Below are 22446 nucleotides of genomic sequence, written 5' to 3' on the forward strand. Positions count from 1 at the left end.
CCATGTTCGACCGCCAAGACCTGATGACCAAATTCCGCGCCATGCGCGACGCCGGTGAGCCGATCATCGGGGGCGGCGCAGGCACCGGCCTGTCCGCGAAATGCGAGGAGGCGGGCGGCATCGACCTGATCGTGATCTACAATTCCGGACGCTACCGTATGGCGGGGCGCGGCTCGCTCGCCGGGCTGATGCCCTATGGCGATGCCAACGGTGTGGTGATGGAGATGGCGGGCGAGGTGCTGCCGGTGGTCGAAAGAACCCCCGTCCTCGCGGGCGTCTGTGCTACCGATCCTTTCCGGTTGATGGACAGGTTCCTCGATCAGGTGAAGGCGGCGGGGTTCTCAGGCGTGCAGAACTTCCCGACCGTGGGTCTCATCGACGGCACCTTCCGGGCCAACCTGGAAGAAACCGGCATGGGATACGCCCATGAGGTCGAGATGATCGCGATGGCGCACGAGCGCGACATGCTGACCACGCCTTATGTCTTCTCAGAGGCCGATGCCACGGCCATGGCGGAGGCGGGGGCCGACATCATCGTGGTGCATCTGGGGCTGACCACCGGTGGCGCCATCGGGGCGGAAACCGGCGTGACCCTGCAGGAGGCGCCCGCCCTGACCGATGCCTGGGCGGCGGCGGCGCTCAAGGTCAACCCGGAGGTGCTGGTGCTGGTGCACGGCGGGCCCGTGGCCATGCCGGAGGATGCCGATTTCGTGCTGAAGAACACCCGACACTGCCACGGCTTTTACGGCGCTTCCTCGATGGAACGGCTGCCGACGGAAATCGCGCTGCGGGACCAGACCGCGGCCTTCAAGAACATCGGACGCAAAGGGGGATCGTCATGACCGGTCAACTCATTGGGCAACTCATCCTGTGGCTGATCCTCGCGGTCATCGTCATCTTCATCCTCTACTGGGTGATGCACTGGCTTTACCGTCGCTCCACCAAGGAAGTGGCCTTCGTGCGGACCGGGTTTCTAGGCGAACGGGTGGTGATCGACGGCGGTGCCTTCGTCTGGCCGATCATCCACGACATCACGCCGGTGAACATGAATTCGCTCGATCTGGGGGTGACACGGGCACGCGAAGAGGCGCTGATCACCGGCGACAATCTGCGCGTGGACGTGGATGCGGAGTTCTACGTGCGGGTGCGCGGGACCAAAGAGGCGGTGAGCCTGGCCGCGTCGACCATGGGGCGCAGGACGCTGGAGCCGGAACGGCTGCACCGGCTGCTGTCGGGCAAATTCATCTCGGCCCTGCGCACGGTAGCGGCGGAAATGACCCTTGAAGAGCTGCACACCCAGCGCAAAGAGGTCACCGCCCGGGTGGCGGAACTGGCACAGGAGGGGCTCGACAAGAACGGGTTGGAGCTGGAAAGCGTCGCGATCACGGATATCGACCAGACCGATCTGCAGTATTTCAACCCCTCCAACCGCTTCGACGCCATCGGCCTGACCTCCGTGATCGAGCAGGTCGAGGCACGGCGCAAGCTGCGCAATGACATCGAGCAGGATGCAATGATCCAGATCCGGACCCGCAATCTGCAGGCGGAGAAGGAAACACTGGCGATTGATCGGGCCTCCGAGGAGGCGCGGCTAGAGCAGGAGCGCGACATCGAGTTTCGGCGCGCCCAGCAGCGGGCCGAACTGGCGCGCGAACGCTCGGAACGGGAAAAAGAGGGCGAGGAGGCGACGCTGATCAGCAAGGAGGCCATCGAGACCGCGCGGATCACCAATGAGGAAAGGGTCGCCGAGGCGCGCATCGCCTCGGAGCGCAAGATCCGCCAGCAGGAGATCGAGCGCCAGAAGGTCATCGACGAGGCCGAGATTGCCACGCGCGAAGCGGTGGAGAAGGCACGGATCACCCAGGAAAAATCTCTGACCGAAACCCGGATCAAAACCGACAAGGACACGCAAGCGGCGGAGATTTCCGCCAAGGAAGCCATCGAGAAAGCCCGCATTGCGCAGGATCGGACCTTGACCGAAGCGCGCATCGAGAAGGATCGCGAGACGCAGGCGCGCGAGATCGACCGCAAGCGCCAGATCGAGGAGGCGGATATTGCCGCCAAGGAGGTCATTGAAAAGGCCCGCATCGCGCAGGAACGCGAGGTGACGGAGGCCCGGATTGCATTGGAGCGCACGACTCGGGAGCAGGAGATCGCGCGCAATCTCGCGGTGGATGAGGCAACAATTGCCGCGCAGGAGGCTGCGGAAAAGCTGCGCATCACGCAGGAGACCACGATCAACGCCGAACGCATCGCCTCCAGCAAGGCGACCCGCGCGCTGGAGATCGAACGGCAGAAGGCGCTGGAAGAGGCCGAGATCGCCTCGCAGCAAGCCACCGAAGCGGCCCGCATTGCACGTGAAAAGGCGCTGGCGGCGGAACGGATCGCTGCCGAACAGGACACCCGGGCGCGGGAGATCGAACGTCAGCGCGAGCTTGACGCACAGCAGATCGACGCCGCCGAGCAAACCTCGCGTGAGCGGATTGCGCAGGAGGAGCGGGTACGCAGCCTCGAGATCGCGCGCAACAAGGCCATCGACGAGGCCGAGATTGCCGCGCGCGAAGCGGTGGAGGCGCAGCGGATTGCCACCGAGGCCGCGACCGAACTGCGCCGGATCGAAAGCCAGGAGAGCACGCAGGAGCGCGAAGTTGCCCGCGCCAAGGCCATCGAAAGCGCCGAGATCACCAAGGGCGAAGCCATTGAGGCCACGCGCATCGCCCGCGAAAAGAAGCTGGCCGCCGAACGGATTGCCTATGAGCAGGACCTGCGCGAGCGCGAGATCGCGCGCAACCGCGCCGTGGATGTGGCCAATGTCGGCGCGCAGGAAGAGATCGCTCAGGCCCGCATCCAGGAAGAAAAACGCACCCGCGCCGCCGATATCGCCAAGGAGGCGGAGCTGCGGTCGCGCGAGATCGAAAAGCAGGAAGCCATTGAGGCGGCAGAGATTTCCTCGCGCCGGCTGGTCGATCAGCAGCGCATCGAGAAGGAGGCGGAGACAACCGCGGACAAGATTGCCCGGGACGAGCGTATCCGCACGCTGGAGATCGCCCGCAACAAGGCGATGGATGCGGCACAGATTGCCGCAGATGAGGCGACGGAGGCCGCTCGCGTGGCCAAGGAGAAGACCGTCGATGCGGAGCGGATCGCCGCCGAGCAGGAGCTCGATGCCAGAAAGCTCGAACGCAAGAAGGCGCTGGAAGCGCTGGAAATCGCCCGCGTGCAATCCCTGCGCGAGGCCGAGATCGCCAGTCAGGAAGACGTGGAGCGGGCCAAGATCGCCAGCGAACGCGGGCTGGATGACGCCCGTATCGGACACCAGACCGAACGCCGCACCCGCGAGATCGCCCGCGAGAAGGCCGTCGAGGAGGCGGCGATGGAAAAAGCCATCGCGCTCTATCAGAAATCCCTCGATGAAAGTGCCGCAGCGGTGGAGGCTGAAAACGCCCGGGCCCGCGCGCTGGAGGCAGCCGAGAAGGCCAAGACCGCCGCCGAAACCGAAAGTGCCAGCCGCGAAAAGACACTGGAGACCATCCGCGCCGAGAAGGAGGCCGACCGCATGCGTGTCATCGCCGAGGCCGACAAGATCCGCAGCGCGGTGGAGGCCGAAGCCGCGCGGCTTATCAACGAGGCGGAAAATGTGCTCACCGATGGCGCCCGGCATTCGCTCTTCAAGCGCAAGATGCTGGAGCATGTGGAGGGCATCATCGCGGCCAGCGCCAAGCCGCTGGAAAATGTCAGCGATATCAAGATCATGCAGCTGGGCGGGTCCGGCACGCAGGGGCTCGACTGGGCCAATGGCGGCGGCGGAGGTGGCGCAGGCAAGAGCGATGCGCCAAGCCCCACCGACGAGGTCATGAACTCGGCCCTGCGCTACCGCGTACAGGCGCCGTTCGTCGACAGTCTGATGCAGGAGATCGGCATCGACGGGGCCAACGTGAGCAAATCGGACATCTTCCGCAACGCCTCCGACATGACCCGGGCCACCTCCGAGATTGCGCGGGCGAAGAACGCCAAAACCCCGCGCAAGCCCGAGGAGAAGTCCTAGATGGCCCGCGTTTTCGTCTCCTCGGTGATTGGCGCCTCGGCGGAGCAGGTCTGGGAACGGGTGCGGGATTTCAACGCGCTGCCAAAATGGCATCCGCGCATCCGCGACAGCCGTATCGAAGATGCGCTGCCCGCCGATAAAGTCGGCTGCATCCGGAACTTCAACCTGCAGAACGGCGACAACATCCGCGAGCAGCTGGTGGGGCTGAGCGATTACGACCTCTTCTACAGCTACACAATGCTCGACGGGCCGATGCCGCTTTGGGACTACATGGCCACGATCCGGTTCACCCCCGTGACAGATGGCGCGCGCTGTTTTGCCGAATGGTCGGCGGAGTTTTCCTGCGAACCCACGGATGAGGCGGATCTGGTCGACGGGATCGGGACAAACGTGTTTCAGGGTGGCTTTGACGCGCTCAAACGGCATTTCGGAGGGTAGCGGATGACATCGGGATCGATGCAGGCCGGAGGACGGCGCCCATGGTAAAGGTCTATCGCAGCACCATCCTGCCGGCCCCCATTGAGGCGGTCTGGGACATCCTGCGCGATTTCAACGGGCACGACCGCTGGCATCCGGCCATCGCGGAAAGTCAGATCGAACGTGGCAACCCGGCAGACAGGGTGAGTGCAGTGCGCCGCTTTCGGCTGACCGACGGGGCGGAGCTGCGCGAGCAACTGCTGACCCTGAGCGATATGGAGACGAGCTTTTCCTACTGCCTGCTTGAGACGCCGGTGCCCCTGCTGAACTACGTGGCCCACGTGCGGCTGGCCCCCGTGACCGATGGCGACTGGACCTTCTGGGAGTGGGAAAGCCGGTTCGACACGCCCAAAGGGCAGGAAGACTCGCTGGCTGCCCTGGTGGGGGACGACATCTATCAGGCCGGGTTCGATGCGATCCGGGCCGAGATGGGATTGGAGGCCGCATGACCGAGGTTCGGAGTTTTTCCACCAGCGCCGAGGCTGCGGGTGCAGAAGGCGCGATCCTGGGTGGCGGCACGCTGCTGATGCGGCAGGTGAACGAGGCGCCGCAGACCGTGCCGCGGCTGATCCGCATCACCGATCCGGCGCTGCGCGAGATCCGAGCCGAGGGGGACGGCCACCTGATCGGGGCGGGCGTGACCATGGCGCAGGTCATCGCGCATCCCGATCTCGCCGCTCTGGCCCCCGTCGCGCGCAGCATCGGCGGCCCGGCGCTGCGGAACATGGCGAGCGTCGGTGGCAACCTCTTTGCACCGCATCCCTATGGTGATTTCACCGTGGCGCTGCTGGCGCTGGAGGCGCAGGTCCTGTGGTCGGATGGGCGGCGCGAGGAGATCGAACGCTTTCTCTCGGCGCGGGATACGGCGCGCGGCGTGGTGACGGGCATCTGGGTGCCGCGGATCGCGCCGGGTGCGCTGCGCTACCGCAAGGTCAGCCGCACGCGGCCCAAAGGCGTGTCGGTGATGTCGATTGCCGCTTACCTGCCCAATGGTGGGTCCGCGCCGCGGATCGCCTTCGGGGCGATGGGCCCCACGCCCTTGCGGGCCAAGGCGGCAGAATCTGCTCTGCAAGGCCGGGGGTTGACCGAAGAAAGCGTCACTGCCGCCGGGGCCGTTTGTTTGCAGGGGTTAAGCCCGGCGGACGATGCGCTGGCCTCCGCCTGGTACCGCAGCGAGGTCGCGCCCGTGCATCTGCGCCGCTGCTTGATGGGAGAGACATGATGCCCAAGACACCGCTGGCCTTCACGCTCAACGATGCCGAAACCGGCATCTTCGTGGATGACGGGCAGAACCTGTTGGAGGCGCTGCGGCGCGGGGCCGGGGACTTGTCGCCCAAATACGGCTGTGGCCAGGGCACATGTGGCGCCTGCACCGTGTTGATCGACGGGGTGCCGCATCTGAGCTGTCTGACGCTGGCCGAGGCCGTGGCGGGGCGCCGGATGGACACCACCGCCGGGCTTGCAGAGGGCGCGGAGCTGCACCCGCTGCAGCGCGCCTTCATGGAAGGGTTCGCCGCGCAATGCGGCTATTGCACCCCCGGCATGCTGATGGCGGCCAAGGCGCTGTTGGCAGCCAATCCACGCCCCAGCCGCGAGGAAGTGATTGAGGCCATCAGCGGCAACCTGTGCCGCTGCACCGGCTATGAGCCCATCGTGACGGCCATCCTTGAGGCCGCCGCGAAACTGCAGGGGCGCGCGGCATGAGCATCGAATTTCGCAAGGATCTCTTTGCCGATGAGCGCGACGACAATCTCAACGAGATCGGCAAGCCGAAGCTGCGCCAGGACATCGAAGGCCATGTGACCGGGCGCACCGCCTATTACGACGACCACCTCTTTGACGGTCTCCTGCACATGCGCTGTCTGCGCTCCCCGCATCACCACGCGCGGGTGCGGTCGGTGGATGTGGCAGAGGCAGAGCGCATGGCTGGGGTCAGGCGGGTGGTGCGGCCTGCGGATGTGCCCAGCAATCTCAACACGTTGCTGAGCCTCATCGGCTTTGGCAAGGACGACGAACAGCTGCTGTCCGACCCGGTGGTGCGCTATCGCGGCGAGCCGATCCTGGCGATCATCGCCGATACCGAGGCCATTGCCCGTTCGGCCTGTGCCGCCGTGCGTGTCGATTGGGAGGTCTTGCCCCATGTGCTGGATGTGGAGGAGGCGATTGCGCCGGGTGCGCCGTCGGTGAACCCGGCCTATCCGGACAACACCTTTACCTACGCGCCTTATGACCATGTGAAACTGCGATTTGGCGATGTGGCGGCAGGCTTTGCGCAGGCGGATCACATCGTCGAGGCCGAATACGAGATGTCGCCCATCGAGCAGGCCCCGATGGAGACTTGCGGAGCGATTGCGGCACCCGAAACCGCGGATCGGTTTGTTTGCCACACCGGCACGCAGGCGCTGTTTTTCTCGCTGGGCACCACCGCGAAGCTGCTGGATATCGCCTCCTCGCGGTTGCATTTCATCGGCGGTACGGTGGGGGGGGGATTTGGTGGCAAGGTCGACAGCATCACCGAGCCCATGGCCGTTTTGGGCGCGATGCTGACGGGCCGTCCGGTGAAGTTCCAGTGGGATCGCATGGAGGAAATGCAGGTCGGCGCGCCGCGCGGGGCGGAACGCTGGCGGATCAAGGACGGGGTGATGGCTGACGGGCGGATCGTGGCACGTCAGTTCACCGGGTTTTTCGATGCGGGGGCCTACACCCGGCTGAGTTCATATGCGGGGCACAAGGGGACGGGCCACCTGCCGGGGCCTTATACGATCCCCAATGTGGCCTCGAATGTGTTTTGCGTCTTCACCAACCGGACGCCCGCGACGGCGATGCGCGGCTTTGGGATCACGGGTGTCGATTTTGCCCTGGAGTGCCATATGGACCGGGTGGCGGAGGCGGTGGGTGTCGATCCGGTCAGCCTGCGCATCCTCAACGCCTACCGGGACGGCGATATGAAGGCGCACCGGCGCAGTGCCAAGAATTGCGCGCTGGTGGAATGCTGCCAGGTGGCGGCGGGCAAGGCGGGCTGGGGGCTGAGCGCGCAGGATATGGCGGCGAGTTCTTTGACCGGTACGACGGCGGCGCGCGCTGCGATCCCCGAAACAGCGCTGGACGACGAGGGACAGGAAGGCGCGCGCCGGGCCGGGCGCTGCGCCAGTGCCGATCCGGCACCCGGGACGCGGCGGCTGCCCGCAGGCGTTCAGGGGCGTGCGATGGCCGCGGTGCCAGTGCAGCGACCGGATATGCAGATCCTTGCCGAGCGGATTGGCCATAAGATCCCGGAGGGCGGCCCGGCCCCGGCGGCTGCGCCGACCGCGCCCGCCCGCCTGCCCAATGACCCAGCCGCCGCCGCGCCGGGTCCGGCACTGCCCGCCGCCGCCGCTGACCCGGCACCTGTGCCGCCCGCAGCCGCACCGACACCCCCGGCTGTCCCTGAACCGACGGCCCCCTATGCGCCGGAGAAGCCGTTCAGCCGCGGGGTCAAACGCCCGGGCGTATCGCGGTTTCTCTCCGGATCAAGGAGGCGCTGATGACCCGACATTCAGGACGCGGCTTTGCCTGCATCAACTATCCCATCGGCATGAACCTCGGCGGCGATCCGGCGCAGGCGCTGGTGCATTCCACACCCGATGGCAAATTCATGGTCACGCTCTCGGCCATCGATCTTGGCCAGGGTATGAAATCCGTGACGCGGCAGATCGCGGCGGAGGCGCTTGGCGTGCCTTTGGCGGATGTCTATGTCGACACCGCCGATAGCGACACCGGCCCGCATGACATGGGCTCTTTCGCCTCGCGCGGCACGCACCGGGTGGGCAATGCGGTGATCCGCGCGGCCTCCGAGGCGCGCGCGCAGATGATGGAGGCCGCGGCGGAAGAGCTGGAGGTCAGCGCGCAGGACCTCGATACCGATGGGGCGGGCAACATCCACGTCAAGGGCGCGCCCAGCCGTCAGATCACCGTCGCGGACACCGCGATTGCCGCGCAGTTCAAACAGGGGCGGACGCTGTCGGGGCGGGGGATCTTCCTGATCGAACCCTCGGGCGTGGACCCGGATACCGGCGAGATGAGCCCCGTGACCACCTATGCCCATGCCGCGCTCATCGTCGATCTCGACGTCGATGACGAGACCGGAGAGGTGGAGGTGACGCAGATCAACTCTGCCTATGAGGTGGGGCGCGCGCTCAATCCCAAGCTGGTCGAGCAACAGCTCATCGGTGGGGCCTGGATGGGGGTGAGCCACGCGCTCTATGAAACCACGGAACCCTACTATCCCGATCGCAGCCACGGGCCGGAGGATTTTAACACCTATTTGATGCCCGGACCCGGCGAGATCGTCCCGCATGACATCGCCGTGCTGGAACGCCCGGCGGCGGATGCGCCTTACGGCGGCAAGGGGCCAGGCGAGATGTGCGCCAACCCGGTGCTGCCGGCGGTGGCGAATGCGGTTTACAATGCGGTGGGCGTGCGGGTCGACAAGCTGCCGATCACGCCCGAGAAGATCCTGCGCGGGATCCGGACCAATGGCGGCGCGCGGCCCGGTCCGCGCCGGCCGGGCGTCTGAGCGGCGTGGCGGTGCAGTCGAATATCGCGGGGATCACCAGCCCGGAGACGCTGGGCGCGGCCCTGCGCGACGCGCAATACATCGCTGCTCCCGCGCTGGCCACCGCGTCCTATCTGGCCTTGGCCCTTGCCAAACCGCTGCTGCTGGAAGGCGCGCCGGGTGTGGGCAAGACTGAGGCCGCGAAGGCGCTTGGCGGCGTGCTGGGGCGCCAGGTGATCCGCCTGCAATGCTATGAGGGGATCGACGCGGCGGCGGCGCTTTATGAATGGAATTACCCGCGGCAGATGCTGTCGCTGCGCCAGATGGAGGTGGGCGAGACCAATCTCTACGGTCCGGATTTCCTGCTGGAACGGCCTTTGCTGACCGCCCTGCGCAACCCGGCCACCACGCTGCTGCTGATCGATGAGATCGACCGCGCGGATCAGGAATTCGAGGCCTTCCTGCTGGAGTTCCTGTCGGATTTCACCATTTCGATCCCCGAAACCGGCACCGAACGCGCCACGCGCCCGCCGGTGGTGGTGCTCACCTCCAACCGCACCCGCGATCTGCACGAAGCGCTGCGGCGGCGCTGCGTCTATCACTGGATCGACTATCCCGATCCGGCGCTGGAGGCGCAGATCGTGCAGATGCGCGCCTCGGCGGTGGTCGAGGCCACGGCACAGGCGGTTGTGGCCTCGGTCGGGCTGATGCGGGCCGAACCGCTGGCCAAGCCGCCCGGCGTGGCCGAAACCGTAGAATGGGCCGAGGCGGCGACGCTCCTGAACCTGCAGGGCGCGGCCTGGCCTGATGCTTTCCGCCGGTCCATCGGGGTGGCGATAAAGGATCACGATGATCTCGACTATCTGGAGCCGCACCTTGACGCGTTCCTGCCGGGAGCGGCGGCATGACGCGCGCGCTGGAGCCCTTCTTTGCGCTGGCCGCTGCCTTGCGGCAGGCAGGTTTTGCCATCGCCCCCGACCAGACAGCGGGCTTCATTGCGGCCACGGGCGTGCTGGGCCCGCGCGGCATTGCCGATGTGCACGCCGCGGCGCTGGCGCTCTTTGCGATCCCGCCGGAGCGGCGCGCGGAATTCGATGCGATTTTCCAAATGATCCTTGCCGGTCAAAGCCTGGCCGCCGATGCGCCCGGCGAAGAGGATGACACCGAGGCGCTGGAGCCTGAGCAGACCACCACGGAGATCGAGTTGGACGAAGGCCCCGATCCCAGCGGCGCCGAGGCCACGGCGGCGGAGCGACTGGCCTCACGGGCGGTGATGCCGACGGCGGCGACGGCGCTGAGCGCTTTTGAGCGGGAGGCTCCGAGACGGCTGCCCCGGCGGCTGTCCTACCGGCGCAGCCCCGCCCGGCGTGGCGACCGCTTTGATCTGCGCCGCGCGCTGCGGCAGGCGGCCCGCACGGATGGCGATCTCTTTGCACTGCCACGCACGAGGCGCAAGACCCGGCAGCGGCGGATCCTTTGCCTGATCGATGTGTCGGGATCGATGAAAGAGCGCTCGGACGCGCTCTTGGCCTTTGCCCATGCGCTGGTGCAGGCCGCTGAGCGGGTGGAGGTGTTCACCTTGGGCACACAGCTGACGCGGATCACCGCAGGGCTCAGCCCCTCAGACCGGCCGGCGGCCATGGCCCGGGTCGGCCAGCAGATCGCCGATCTCGATGGCGGCACCCGGCTGGGTGCGGCGCTCTCGGCGTTTCTGGCGGTGCCGCGCTATGCCGGTTTTGCCCGCGGGGCGCTGGTGCTGGTGTTGTCGGACGGGCTGGAGCGGGGCGATCCGCAGATGATGATTGACGCCACGGCGCGGCTGTCACGGCAGGCCTGGCGGCTGCACTGGTTGACCCCGCTTGCCGCTGACCCGGCGTTCCGGCCCGAGACGGCGGCGCTGACGGGCATCCTGCCCTGGATCGATGATCTGGGCGACGGCGCGAGCGTACAGGCCATCTGTGCGCATGTACTCAACCTGGCGAGGGCGGCATGATCGACGCACATCATCACATCTGGCGGCAGGCGGATCTGCCCTGGCTTCTGGGGCCGGAACAGCCGCGCATCTTTGGCTCCTACGCGCCGATCAAACGCGACTATATGATCGAGGAATTCCTTGAGGACATCGACGGCACCGGCATCACCGGATCGGTCTATGTGCAGGCCAACTGGGCGCCGAACTGGGCACTGGACGAGGCGCGCTGGGTCGCGGCAGAAAGCGCGCGCAGCGGTTGGCCAATGGCGATTGTCGGTTTTGCGGATATGCGCAGCCGCCGGGCGGCAGAGGCGCTCAAGCGGCTGACGGATGTGCCGGGGGTCTGCGGGATACGGCACCAGTTCCACTGGCATGAAAACCCTGCCTACCGCTTCGCACCGGGCCCCGATCTCTGCGAGGAGGGGCAGGTGATGGAGAACATCGCCCGGCTGGGCGACCTGGGCCTCAGCTTCGATCTGCAGGTCTTCGCCAGCCAGATGCCGGGGGCGGTGAGCCTCGCGCAGGCCTGCCCGGAAGTTACCTTTGTGCTGCAACACGCGGGCATGCTGGAGGACCACTCCAAAGCCGGGCGCACGCTCTGGCTCACCGGCATGACCGCGCTTGCGGACTGCCCCAACGTGATCTGCAAGCTCTCCGGGCTCGGCACATTCATTCACCGCAATGACCCCGAACACATTACCGATCAGGTCAAAACCGCACTCAAGCTCTTTGGCCCCGAGCGCTGCATGTTCGGCTCCAACTACCCGATCGAGAAACTCTGGACCTCTTACGCCGATCTCTTCGCCGCCTACATGGACGCGGTGCCGAAATCCCACCGAAACGCCGTCTTCGCGGGCACCGCCGCCCGCGTCTACGGCCTGAATAACCACACTTAAAGGGAGTGACCTGATGGCTCTTCAAATTCACGTCTTGGACTATGGCGATATCGAACTGGAAACCTCGTTTCTGGTGCTCGGCCATGAATGCGGCCGCACGCGGCGGGTGCCGGTCTACGGGTTCCTGATCACCGGCGGCACCTATCCGGTGCTGGTGGACACGGGCTATCGCGACAATGCCATCATGGAATCCCTCGGCATGCGCGGGCTGCAGTTTCACGACAATATGATCGAAAACCAACTGGCCAAACACGGGCTGAAACTGGGCGATATCCGCTACATTCTGCACACCCATCTGCACATCGACCATGCGGGCAAGGATGACCTTTTCCCGATGAACACAACCGTCTGCATCAATCGCCGCGAAATGGAGTTCTCCGTCTCCGGCATCATGTATCCGCAATACCCCAAGCCCGACATCAAACATCTGGTTGATCGCATCTACGAGCCCGAGGCGATGCGTTTCCTCGATCTGGAAATCACCGCCGCCGAAGAGATCATCCCCGGTGTGTGGTGCGAACTGGCGGGCGCCCATACCGAAGGCTCGATGAATGTGGTGGTGGAAACCGCCGAGGGGCTGGCCTGCATCTGCGGCGACGTGATCTATGATTTCAACGACCAGATCGTCAACCACGTGCGGGTCAACAACCATATGGAGCCGCAGGTGACCGGCAATCACGCGGGCTCCAAGCGGGCCGAGAAGGGTGCGGTCAAGAAACTCTTGCAGAACTTCACCTTTCTGCTGCCGATCCACGACCGGCCTGCCAAGATCGAACATGCGCAGGTGGTCGGGCGCCTGGGCATGCAGGTGCCCGGGCCGATGACCGAAACCCTGCCGAGCCGCGACTGGTTTCCGGTCTAGGCGGGCTTGACCGTCTGGCCGCGCAGGGAGGGACGCATGGGACATATCGCAACCGACGACAGGTTTGCCGCACTGGTGGAGGCACATGCGCCGGTGCGTCAGATCGGCACCGGGTATATTTTCACCGAAGGGCCGCTCTGGCATCCGCAGGAGCAGACCCTGCTCTTTTCGGACATGCCGGGCGACGTGCGGCGCCAATACGTGCCCGGGCAGGGCGTGCGCGAGCTGGCGCGGCCCTCTAACAAGGGCAACGGCATGACCTACGATGCCGACCTCAACCTGCTGGTCTGCGAACATGCGACGTCTTCCGTGGTGCGGCTGGGCCGGGACGGCAGCCGCACGGTGCTGGCCAGTCATTTCGAGGGGCGCGAGCTGAACTCCCCCAATGACATCGTGATGCGGCGCGACGGGGCGATCTTCTTCACCGATCCGACTTACGGGCGGATGGAGCATTTCGGCGTGCCGCGCCCGTTGCAGATGGGGTTTCAGGGCGTCTACATGCTGCCGCCCGGCCATCAGCCGGGGCAGGAGCCGGTGCTGGTCTCGGACCGCTACATGTTCAGCCAGCCCAACGGGCTTTGCCTGAGCCCGTGTGAGAAGTTCATCTGGGTCAATGACACCGATCAGGCCAATATTCGCAAATTCGATCTGGGCGCAGACGGGCGGCTGCAGAACGGCCGCATCTTTGCCAGCGGCATCCGCGAGGATCTCCGCCGTGGCGTGCCTGACGGCATGAAGTCGGACAAGGACGGCAACATCTATGTCACGGCCCCCGGCGGCATCTGGGTCTATGATTTCCACGGCATGAAGCTGGGCGAGATCCAATTGCCGGAGATGGCCGCGAACCTGCATTGGGGCGATAGCGACTGGGGCACCCTCTACATCTGCGCGGAGACCTCCGTTTACGCGGTACGGACCCAGACGCAGGGCAAGATGGAGGCCTTCATGACCGCGCAGCCCGCCGCTGTTAAACCGCCAGAGACCAGTCCTGCGCAGTCGGCGGATGTGCAGCCGCAGGCGGCGCTGGCGCCGATCACTGGCGCGCGCACGGCGCTGATCCTGCAGGACCTGCAAAACGACGTGATGATTGCGGGCGGGGCTTTTGCCGGCACCGGCAGCCCCGATCACGCGACCGCCCAGAATGTCGTTGCCAACGCCCGGCGTCTGGCCGAGGCTGCGCGCGCGAAGGGCGTGATGGTCATCCACGTCTGGATGGTCTGCGAGGAAGGGCATCCGCATCTGGCGCAGCACTGTGAGCTGATGCGCGGTCTGAAGGGCGAAAACGCGCTGGTCCGGGGCACCTGGGGCGTGGCCCCTGCCGCGGGGCTGGAGCCGCAGCCGGGCGATCTGGTCGTGGAGAAGATGTTGATGAGCGCCTGGGAGACCTCGCGGCTGGAAAGCTACCTGCGGCATGGTGGGCGCGATACGATCATCAACACCGGCGCCTGGACCAACATGAGTGTCGAGCACACGGCGCGCACGGGGGCGGACAAGGGCTTTCACATGATCGTGCCCGAGGATGCCTGTTCGACGATGAACGCCGATTGGCACCGCGCCTCCATTGACTATGCCATGCAGAATGTGGCGACTGTGACACGCACCGACGCGGTGATCGCAGCTTTGAGGTAGGGATATGAAACAGATTGCAGTTGTTACCGGCGGGGCCCAGGGGATTGGCCTCGCCTGTGCGCGCCAGTTCAAGGACGAAGGCAGTGCCGTGGCGCTTTGGGACAGTGATCCTGCCGCGCTGGAGGCCGCCAAGGCGGAGCTCGGACCAGAGACCGTGACCTGCGTGGTCGATGTGGCGGATTTCGCCAGTGTCGCGGCGGCGCAGAAAGAGACGGAAAAGACGCTGGGCGGGATCACGCAGCTGGTGAATTCCGCAGGGATTGCGGGGCCCAACGCGGTGATAGAAGAGTATCCGCTGGAGGACTGGGGCAAGATCCTCGACGTGAACCTCACCGGGTCCTTTCACGTGCTGCGCGCCGTGTTGCCGGGGATGAAGACCAGCGGCTACGGGCGTATTGTGCTTATCGCGTCCGTGGCGGGCAAGGAGGGCAACCCGATGGCCTCTGCCTATTCAGCCTCCAAGGCCGGGGTGATCGGGCTCACGAAATCCGCGGGCAAGGAATGCGCCACGCTCGATATCGCGGTCAACTGCGTGACGCCCGCCGCCGCGAAGACGCGCATTTTCGACCAGATGAGCGAGGAGCACATTGCCTATATGCTGTCCAAGATCCCACGTGGCCGCTTTTTGCAGGTCGACGAGGCCGCCGCGATGATCTGCTGGCTCTGCAGCGCCGAGAACGGCTTTGCGACGGGCGGCGTCTTTGATCTGTCGGGCGGGCGCGCAACCTACTAGGCGCTTGAAAAGACACAAGCGGACCATCCCGAGGGGATCAATCATCGTGTTTGGCGACGTTCCCGGCGCAAATACATGGCTCGTCTGCCCATCCCTGTGGGCTTTCAAAAGGCCCGGGCCGATGCCTTCGTGACACTGCGGGTCGCCATCACAACGGTCGGATGGACAGGATGACATGCGGCACCTGCTGGGATCGATTGCAAAAGGCGCCCGGAAAAACTCCGGGCCCCTTTGCCGCCTCAAAGCAACGTCTACACCGCCGGGATCGGCGCGCGCTTTGCGTTGACGTAATGTGCCGGCGTAAGCCATGACTGCACGTTGCGCGTGAGGGCCGGATCCCCCTGAATGGACAGATCGCCGGACTTCATCGCGTCCTTATACGTGCGGTCCCCCATCCAGACATCATGCATCGTGCGGACCGAGCCGTCGAAATAGACGTTTACGTCCTTGCCCGGATCTTTGAGGCAGACCTGCGCCTTGCCGTTTTGAACCAGCAGCCACCAGTTGGGTTGTTCGGCCAGATCGGTAAAGCGAAACTTGATGACTGTCTCACCCCCAATCAGCTTTGAGGGATCGATGCTGCGTTCAAGACAGAACATCAGAAACTCGACGTCGAAATCCGAATCCAGAATCGTGTGTCTCGCCCAGAGCAGGGCCCATTCTCCCAGAGAGATGATAACCGGCAGCAGCGCTTTGCAGGCCTCGGTCGGGAAGTATTCATATCCGCGTTGTCCCGAAATTCTGCGGCGGGCGATCATGCCTTTGCCTTCCAGCATCTTCAGCCGGTTGGTCAGCAGCGCTGGAGAAATATCGCCAAGCCCGCGTTGCAGTTCGTTGAACCGCGTGCTGCCGAGAAGGATCTCGCGCACGATCAGAATGGTCCACTTTTCACCGAGGATCTCGGTGGCTTTGGCGATAGGACAAAATTGGTTGTACTGTGTCATGCCGCGCTCCTGACGGCGAGTATAACACCGTTACTTCATTTTGTGTAGTTCGTTGCTTTGATTTCTGTAGTGCATCGCTACTGTCCGTGAAGTATTCGCGCTGCTCCCATCTCCCTAAAACCTCGCTCATCCAGTCCGGTCACCATCCGGACAGCTCTTTTCAGCGATGCCCATTGGGCACGGGAGACCAAAGATGAACGTACATAATACACTGACTTTCAGGGGTGAACCGTCACCTCTGGTTGACTTCTGGAACGACGTGCTTGCGCCGAAGTTTATGACCTATCGTCATATTCTGGTGGGCGGCCTGTCCCGGCACAGCGCCGAAATCATGCCCGTGCTGGACATTCGCAGCGGCGACAAGGCGCTCGACGTCGGCTGCGGGTTTGGCGACACGGCGGTGGAGCTTGCCCTCCGCGTCGGGCCCGGCGGTGACGTTCTGGGGGTGGATTGCTGCGCGGCCTTTATCGATCACGCCGCGCAATTGGCCGCGTTGAGTGAGATGCAAAACCTGCGTTTCACCTGTGGGGATGTCGAACAGAGCGTCGGGACGGGTGCCTTTGATTTCGTCTTTGCCCGCTTCGGCACGATGTTTTTTGCCAACCCGGTCGCGGGGCTGCGTGCCATGCGGGCGGCCATGCGGCCCGGGGGGCGGATGGCCCATATCGTCTGGCGCAGGCGCGCCGATAATCCCTGGTTGATCGCGGCGCGTGACGTTGTGCAGACGATCCTGCCCAAACCCGGCGAGGACGCGCTGACATGCGGCCCCGGTCCGTTTTCCATGGCGGACGAAACCACCACCCGCGCCCAGATGATTGCTGCCGGTTTCACCGACATCGCCTTCAAGCGCATCGACGCCAAGGTCATGGTCGGACGCACGGTAGAGGAGGCGATTGCCTTTCAACTGGCGATCGGCCCGGCGGGTGAGACATTCCGCGAAGCCGGCGCGCTTGGCGAAGAGTGCCGCGCAGAAGTCGAGGCTGCTTTGGCCGAGATGTTCGCACCCGTTGAGACGAATGAGCAGGGACTGTGGATGGACAGTTCCTCCTGGCTCATCACCGCCCGCAATCCTGCGGACACGTAACTTCCATCAACACAGCTAAACCTTTGAAAGGAATGACAATGAATACCGTAGAAACCAAGGTCGACAATGGCGTCAACACCGAAGCGCTGATCGGTGCCCGGGGGGCGTTCTCCCAGATGCCCGAGGCGGCGTCTTTCGTATTCCGCAGCACCTGTGATTGGGTCAGCGGCACCGAAAGCAGCAATACGATCAATGGCTATTTCGGTCTGGGCGAAGAACAGATCCGCAAGGAAACCTTTGTGGTCAACGCCGATCACCCCGAGGTTTTCGCAGCCGCTGATACCGCGCCGACGCCGCCGGAGCTTGTCTTGTCCGCGCTTGGCAGCTGCCTCACAGGCGGTGTGGCTGCCGTGGCCCAGCACCGTGGCATTCAGCTGCGCAAGGTGCAGGCGATCATCGAAGGCGAAATCGACGTGCGCGGCATCCTCGGGATGGACCCCGACATCCGCAACGGTTTCAATGCGATCCGCGTCCGGTTCGAGATCGACGCAGATGCGTCTGAGAGCGACATCCGCGCGCTGGTCGCCCAATCACAGAAGCGCTCCGCCGTTTTCGATCTGCTGACCAACCCCACCAACGTCTTTGTGGACGTGGCCTAAGGCACACTCAAAAGAAAGGGCGCGTGGCGTGAGACACATATCGACCGTCATCATCGGCGCCGGTCAGGCCGGGCTCGCCATGAGCAAATGTCTCTCGGACCGGTCGGTCACCCATGTGGTGATCGAGCGGGGAGAGATCGCGCACGCTTGGATCAGCGAGCGCTGGGACAGCCTGCGTTTGCTGACCCCCAACTGGCAAAGCCGACTACCGGGCTATGCCTATTCGGGTGATGCCCCGGACGGCTTCATGACAATGCCGCAGATCGCAGATTATCTGCGCGGCTATGCGGCGTGTTGTGCAGCGCCGGTCGAAGAGCGGACAACCGTCACATCCGTGACGTCTCAGGGTTTTGGATATCGGGTTGAGACGACGCAGGGCGCTTGGCAGTGCGACAATGTCGTCTTGGCCACAGGGGCCTGCGCACAGGCTCAGATCCCACAGCTGGCCAACAACTTGCCACCGGGCGTCACCAGCATGACACCGATGTCCTACAAATCCCCCGCGCAACTTGATCCCGGCGGCGTGCTGGTGGTCGGCGCCTCGGCCAGTGGAACGCAGATTGCCGCCGAACTGCGCGCGGTCGGTCATGAGGTCACGCTCGCGGTCGGCTCGCATTTGCGGGCGCCACGGTCTTATCGCGGGCGCGACATCCAGTGGTGGCTGGATCGAAGCGGTGTTCTGGATGCCTGCCTTGATCCCCTCGACGACATTGATCGCATCCGGCGCTTGCCCTCTATGCAGTTGGTCGGGGACGCGACACTTGCGGCACTGGATCTCAACACATTGCGCGCGCGCGGCGTTCAGATCGTCGGCAGGATTGCTGGTATTCGGGAGGGGTATGCGCAGTTCTCAGGAGCGCTGGCCAATCACTGCGCGCTGTCGGATCTGAAACTGAACCGATTGCTGGAGAGCTTCGACGCCTGGGCGGAGAGCCAGACCCTCAGCGGGTTGAAACCGCCCCACCGGCTGGAGCCGACCGAGGTGGGGAGGGACCCGGTCCTGAGACTGCGGCTGGATGACGGGCACATCCGCACCGTGATCTGGGCCACCGGATATCGCCCGGATTTCCACTGGCTGGATCTGCCTGTGTTCAATGCAAAAGGCGGGCTCGACCATACATTCGGGGTCGTTGGCCCCGGCCTCTATGTCCTGGGGATGCCCGCCCAGCAGCGTCGGAAATCCGCGTTCATCGACGGTGTTGGCGCCGATGCCGAAGTGCTGGCCAACCATCTCATTCACAACCGCGCAAGCCGCGTGGCATGACAAGGAAGACGATCATGACAGTCACCACCAGGAACCTGAGCAAGCAGCGCCAGACAGACCGCGACCGACACATTCGGTCCAGCCAGAAACAGGTCATGGACCGTCTGTCTGCCGACCCGGAAAAGGCCGTTGTCACGCTGGCAATGTCCGGCACCGTCGATGACGGGCTGGCGTGCCATGTCACCCAGGGAAAGCACCGGGCAATTATGGACATGGGGGCCGCCATGGGGGGCGACGCACGGGGGCCCTCGCCCGGTTTCTTTGCCCGTGCGGGCATTGTCGGCTGCGTGGCCATTGCCACTAGAATGGCCGCGGCCCGCGAAGGTCTTGTCTTCCGGTCCGTTCACGTGGACCTTGAAATGGAGAGCGACGATCTTGCTCTCTTCGGTCTGGGGGGCGGGAACGCGGGACCCCTTGAGACCCGGATCACACTTCAGATCGACACGGAGGAACCTGATGACGTCGTGTCTGATCTGGTCAATCGGGTCCTCGAGATGGACCCCTGGTTTCTGGCCTTGCGCGATCCGCAGAAAGTATCGGTCGCATGGCAGCGGAGGTCGGTGTGACGGGACCCTATGCATTGGCACGCGGCTCACAGGCTGATCCAGAACCCCACCCGTAAGCCCGGTAGTAACGGTAGGGCGCAGGCTTGGGGTGTGTTTGGCCGAGTGGCCATCCTGATCGGCTGGGCGGGCAAATCCACCGTCCCGCCGGGCGCGGTAAACCGATGCTGTTCGGCAAGCTTCGGAACCGTCTGCTGCGCGATAACGTCCTTTGCCTGAACCGGAACCGCTTGCGCGATCTCTATAGGGACCCGAAATCCATCAGATCATCGGGGTCACGGCGGCTTCTGACCACCTATAGCCTGCGCGTGCCGACATTCGGAAACTCTGGTACGTCACTCATTCGCGTATGACGCCCGCTTGTCGCAAGTCCGCCCAGAGCTCCTGCGGCAGCTCTTGATGGTATTGCGCAATATTGCGCGTCAGCGAGCCGGGTTTTGACGTTCCAATGAGTGTCGAGACAACATGGTCGCTTTGCGCCGGGAATTGCAAAGCCGCAGCCGCCATGGAGACCTGATGCCGGTCGCACATGCGCGCAATCCCGGCCGTTCTGTCCAGGATATGCTGCGGGGCTGGCTGGTAGTCATACATCGCCCCGCGCAGCGGTCCGGTGGCCAGGATGCCCGAGTTGAAAACCCCGCCGATGACCAATTTCGTCCCGTGTTTGCACAGCAGGGGGAACAACCGGTCCTTAGCAGTCTGGTCCAGCAAGGTGTAGCGCCCGGCCAGAAGGATCAGATCCATTTCGACCTGGCCTAGAAGCTCTTCGCAGATCTCGACCGTATTCACGCCCAGACCCACGGCAGCGACAACGCCTTCCGCTTTCAGTTGGCGCAAGGCCTTCTGCCCGCTATCCAAAAGCTGGGCGCGATGATGCGCCGTGTCTGTCCCCGCACCGGGGTCGCCGATGTCATGCACATAGAGGATATCGATCCGGTTCAGGCCCAGTCGCTGAAAGCTATCCTCAACAGACCGCATGATAGCATCATAGGTGAAGTCGAAGTGCTGCTTGAGTGGCAGCGCGCTGTGAAAGCCGTTGATAACGGCGGGTGGGGCGGCATCGGGCGTCAGGAGGCGTCCGACCTTGGTGGACAGCACCCAGCCGGTCTTGTCCCGCAGAAAATCACCCAACCGGTGTTCGGACGCGCCATTGCCGTAATGCGGTGCTGTGTCGAAGTAGCGGATACCGGCGTCCCACGCGGTTTGCAGAACCGCCTGGGCGTCTTCGGGCTGCACGGGCTGGTAGAGCCCGCCGAGGCTTGCGGTGCCAAAGGACAACGCGTGATCTGACGTCAAAACCATCGCGTTATGCCGCCGGGTGACAGCCGGGTTCCGGCGCGCTGGCGTTTTTGTAGGTGAGCACGAATTCTGTGTGCCCAAGGTCCTCCGAGGCGGTCGTTCCCCCGGCGGCCAGGCCCAGAAGGGCGTCGTAAATTTCGCCCCCTACGTCATCCAGCGTGGCGTCTCCGTCCAGAATGCGCCCCGCGTTGATATCCATGTCTTCTTGCAGGGCCGCGTAGGTTCTGGGGTTTGCGCAGACTTTCAGGACAGGTGAGATCGCTGATCCCACGACCGACCCTCTGCCCGTGACGAATATCACCGCATGGGCCCCACAAGAGATCAGCTCGACGATTTCCGCGGTATCGTTGATGTTGGGAAAGCCAAAGGTCGGCGGGCCGTCCGGGACCACATCAAGCAGATAGAGCCCTGCGCCGGGCGGTCGCTCGGCGGGGCGCAAGATCCCGTTGATCAGGCTGTCGCCGGATTTCGCATAGGCGCCCAGGGATTTCTCCTCGATGGTGGACAGGCCGCCGGTGGCATTGCCCTGGGAAAACGAGCCATACCCCATGGCGCGGTAGTAGCGGCTGGCTTTCTCCACGGATCTGATCAATGCTTCTTTCAGCACGGGGTTGTCCGCACGTGCGGCCATGATGTGTTCACAGCCGATCAATTCGCCCGTCTCCTCGAACAGACAGGTTGCCCCGTCCGCCACCAGACGGTCAAATGCGCGGCCCGCGGCAGGATTGCCGGTCAGTCCGGACGTGGCATCAGACCCACCGCAAATTGTCCCGATGACCAAGTCAGATGGGGACATGGCAACCTTTGGCATCTGGCGCAGATGGGCCACCTGTTCACGGACCCAGGCCGTGCCATCTGCAATCGCGGCCCGTGTCCCGCCCGTGTTCTGGATGGTGATGAGGTTCACAGGACGGCCAGAGGCTTCGATATGGCGCATCAGATCGGCTTTGCGGAAATTCTCACAGCCCAGCGAGACCAGTTGCACAGCGCCGACATTGGGATGGGTACAGAGCGCCTCCATCATGTCCTGGCCGTACCGGCTCGGAAAGCATCCGGAAAATCCGATCACCTGCGCCTCACTGTCAGAGAACGACCGCGCGATGCGTGTGCAGACGTGATGGGCGCATTCCACCAAATAGGCGACAAGCACCACGTTGCGGATGCCTTTGCGGCCATCTTCGCGCAGCCATCCGCTCATTGCATGTGTCATCGTTGACCCGCTTCCATGTCCTCGATCACCGTGTACCGGCTGGTTACATTGTGCAGATGGACGTGCTCGCCGATGGCGATGTCGCGGGCTGCAAAACCGATGGGTGCGCCGTATTTGAGCACGTCAGCCCCCTTGGCAATTGGCGCAACGGCAATCTTGTGCCCCATGCCCAATGCCGTGGGGATGGAAATACAGCGCGCCCCATGCCGTGTCGTCGCACCGATTTCAGCGTCCTGCATCAATACCGCCACGTTATCATTTCGGTGCAGATGAAGCAGTCTGACCGCCGGTTTTTCACCCTCTGACATCACGTTTACCCCCGCTTGAATGTATTA

The 22446-nt window shown here is 64.2% G+C and carries 22 protein-coding genes; 18 read left to right on the top strand and 4 right to left on the bottom strand.

The annotated features are described in order from the left end of the window. The first annotated feature begins 2 nt into the window (after positions 1 to 2). Genes ISX84_RS05225 through ISX84_RS05290 form a run of 14 tightly spaced genes read left to right on the top strand, consistent with a single transcriptional unit; the run spans position 3 to position 15148 of the window. A complete protein-coding gene (locus ISX84_RS05225; protein ID WP_195819243.1) occupies positions 3 to 842 on the top strand; it encodes a phosphoenolpyruvate hydrolase family protein in 840 nt (279 codons plus the stop codon). Next, positions 839 to 4045 (top strand): flotillin family protein, encoded by a 3207-nt coding sequence (locus tag ISX84_RS05230; RefSeq protein WP_195819244.1) that lies wholly within the window; start codon positions 839 to 841, stop codon positions 4043 to 4045. The genes ISX84_RS05225 and ISX84_RS05230 overlap by 4 nt, the downstream gene beginning before the upstream one ends. Beyond that, positions 4046 to 4483, top strand: a complete 438-nt coding sequence (locus ISX84_RS05235) for an SRPBCC family protein (protein WP_195819245.1) — start codon at positions 4046 to 4048, stop codon at positions 4481 to 4483. 41 nt (positions 4484 to 4524) lie between these two features. Next, on the top strand, positions 4525 to 4971 hold the full coding sequence (locus ISX84_RS05240; RefSeq protein WP_195819246.1) for an SRPBCC family protein: 447 nt from the start codon (positions 4525 to 4527) through the stop codon (positions 4969 to 4971). Further along, positions 4968 to 5744: an FAD binding domain-containing protein gene (locus tag ISX84_RS05245; RefSeq protein WP_195819247.1), complete on the top strand. Its 777-nt coding sequence runs from the start codon at positions 4968 to 4970 to the stop codon at positions 5742 to 5744. Before ISX84_RS05240 ends, ISX84_RS05245 begins: the two co-directional genes overlap by 4 nt. Beyond that, a complete protein-coding gene (locus ISX84_RS05250) occupies positions 5744 to 6226 on the top strand; it encodes a (2Fe-2S)-binding protein (protein ID WP_195819248.1) in 483 nt (160 codons plus the stop codon). The genes ISX84_RS05245 and ISX84_RS05250 overlap by 1 nt, the downstream gene beginning before the upstream one ends. Further along, positions 6223 to 8046, top strand: coding sequence for a xanthine dehydrogenase family protein molybdopterin-binding subunit (locus ISX84_RS05255; RefSeq protein WP_195819249.1), 1824 nt, complete (start codon positions 6223 to 6225; stop codon positions 8044 to 8046). The genes ISX84_RS05250 and ISX84_RS05255 overlap by 4 nt, the downstream gene beginning before the upstream one ends. Continuing rightward, positions 8046 to 9077 carry a xanthine dehydrogenase family protein molybdopterin-binding subunit gene (locus ISX84_RS05260; protein WP_195819250.1) on the top strand — a complete coding sequence of 344 codons (1032 nt, stop codon included), beginning with the start codon at positions 8046 to 8048 and terminating at the stop codon, positions 9075 to 9077. The genes ISX84_RS05255 and ISX84_RS05260 overlap by 1 nt, the downstream gene beginning before the upstream one ends. 11 nt (positions 9078 to 9088) lie before the next feature. Beyond that, the gene (locus ISX84_RS05265; RefSeq protein WP_326838703.1) at positions 9089 to 9964 is read left to right on the top strand and encodes an AAA family ATPase; all 876 of its coding nucleotides are present in this window, start codon (positions 9089 to 9091) and stop codon (positions 9962 to 9964) included. Further along, a complete protein-coding gene (locus tag ISX84_RS05270) occupies positions 9961 to 11049 on the top strand; it encodes a vWA domain-containing protein (RefSeq protein ID WP_195819252.1) in 1089 nt (362 codons plus the stop codon). Before ISX84_RS05265 ends, ISX84_RS05270 begins: the two co-directional genes overlap by 4 nt. Continuing rightward, positions 11046 to 11924: an amidohydrolase family protein gene (locus ISX84_RS05275; RefSeq protein ID WP_195819253.1), complete on the top strand. Its 879-nt coding sequence runs from the start codon at positions 11046 to 11048 to the stop codon at positions 11922 to 11924. Before ISX84_RS05270 ends, ISX84_RS05275 begins: the two co-directional genes overlap by 4 nt. Positions 11925 to 11937: 13 nt before the next feature. After that, entirely contained in the window at positions 11938 to 12786 is an 849-nt protein-coding gene (locus ISX84_RS05280) for an N-acyl homoserine lactonase family protein (RefSeq protein ID WP_195819254.1), read from the top strand. A gap of 36 nt (positions 12787 to 12822) precedes the next feature. Next, positions 12823 to 14415 carry an isochorismatase family protein gene (locus tag ISX84_RS05285; protein WP_195819255.1) on the top strand — a complete coding sequence of 531 codons (1593 nt, stop codon included), beginning with the start codon at positions 12823 to 12825 and terminating at the stop codon, positions 14413 to 14415. A gap of 4 nt (positions 14416 to 14419) precedes the next feature. Continuing rightward, positions 14420 to 15148, top strand: coding sequence for an SDR family NAD(P)-dependent oxidoreductase (locus tag ISX84_RS05290; protein ID WP_195819256.1), 729 nt, complete (start codon positions 14420 to 14422; stop codon positions 15146 to 15148). Positions 15149 to 15399: 251 nt separating this feature from the next. Here ISX84_RS05290 and ISX84_RS05295 read toward each other — a convergent pair whose 3' ends face one another. After that, on the bottom strand, positions 15400 to 16092 hold the full coding sequence (locus ISX84_RS05295; protein WP_195819257.1) for a winged helix-turn-helix transcriptional regulator: 693 nt from the start codon (positions 16090 to 16092) through the stop codon (positions 15400 to 15402). A 193-nt stretch (positions 16093 to 16285) separates the two neighbouring features. Between ISX84_RS05295 and ISX84_RS05300 the strand changes: the two genes are divergently transcribed. From ISX84_RS05300 to ISX84_RS05315, 4 genes are read left to right on the top strand one after another with little or no spacing between them, the layout of a single operon-like run. Further along, on the top strand, positions 16286 to 17176 hold the full coding sequence (locus ISX84_RS05300; RefSeq protein WP_195819258.1) for a class I SAM-dependent methyltransferase: 891 nt from the start codon (positions 16286 to 16288) through the stop codon (positions 17174 to 17176). A 38-nt stretch (positions 17177 to 17214) separates the two neighbouring features. Next, positions 17215 to 17775, top strand: coding sequence for an OsmC family protein (locus tag ISX84_RS05305; protein WP_195819259.1), 561 nt, complete (start codon positions 17215 to 17217; stop codon positions 17773 to 17775). Between the two features lie 28 nt (positions 17776 to 17803). After that, positions 17804 to 19039, top strand: a complete 1236-nt coding sequence (locus tag ISX84_RS05310) for an NAD(P)-binding domain-containing protein (RefSeq protein ID WP_195819260.1) — start codon at positions 17804 to 17806, stop codon at positions 19037 to 19039. 14 nt (positions 19040 to 19053) lie between these two features. Beyond that, positions 19054 to 19605 carry an OsmC family protein gene (locus ISX84_RS05315; RefSeq protein WP_195819261.1) on the top strand — a complete coding sequence of 184 codons (552 nt, stop codon included), beginning with the start codon at positions 19054 to 19056 and terminating at the stop codon, positions 19603 to 19605. A 336-nt stretch (positions 19606 to 19941) separates the two neighbouring features. Here the strand turns inward: ISX84_RS05315 and ISX84_RS05320 are convergent, their stop codons facing one another. From ISX84_RS05320 to ISX84_RS05330, 3 genes are read right to left on the bottom strand one after another with little or no spacing between them, the layout of a single operon-like run. Next, a complete protein-coding gene (locus tag ISX84_RS05320) occupies positions 19942 to 20904 on the bottom strand; it encodes an aldo/keto reductase (protein WP_195819262.1) in 963 nt (320 codons plus the stop codon). A gap of 4 nt (positions 20905 to 20908) precedes the next feature. Beyond that, on the bottom strand, positions 20909 to 22099 hold the full coding sequence (locus ISX84_RS05325; protein ID WP_195819263.1) for a UxaA family hydrolase: 1191 nt from the start codon (positions 22097 to 22099) through the stop codon (positions 20909 to 20911). Between the two features lie 8 nt (positions 22100 to 22107). Next, the gene (locus ISX84_RS05330; protein WP_229884073.1) at positions 22108 to 22350 is read right to left on the bottom strand and encodes a UxaA family hydrolase; all 243 of its coding nucleotides are present in this window, start codon (positions 22348 to 22350) and stop codon (positions 22108 to 22110) included. Between the last annotated feature and the right edge of the window lie 96 nt (positions 22351 to 22446).

Source organism: Roseobacter sp. MH60115 (genome assembly GCF_015644665.1).
GTDB lineage: Bacteria > Pseudomonadota > Alphaproteobacteria > Rhodobacterales > Rhodobacteraceae > Roseobacter.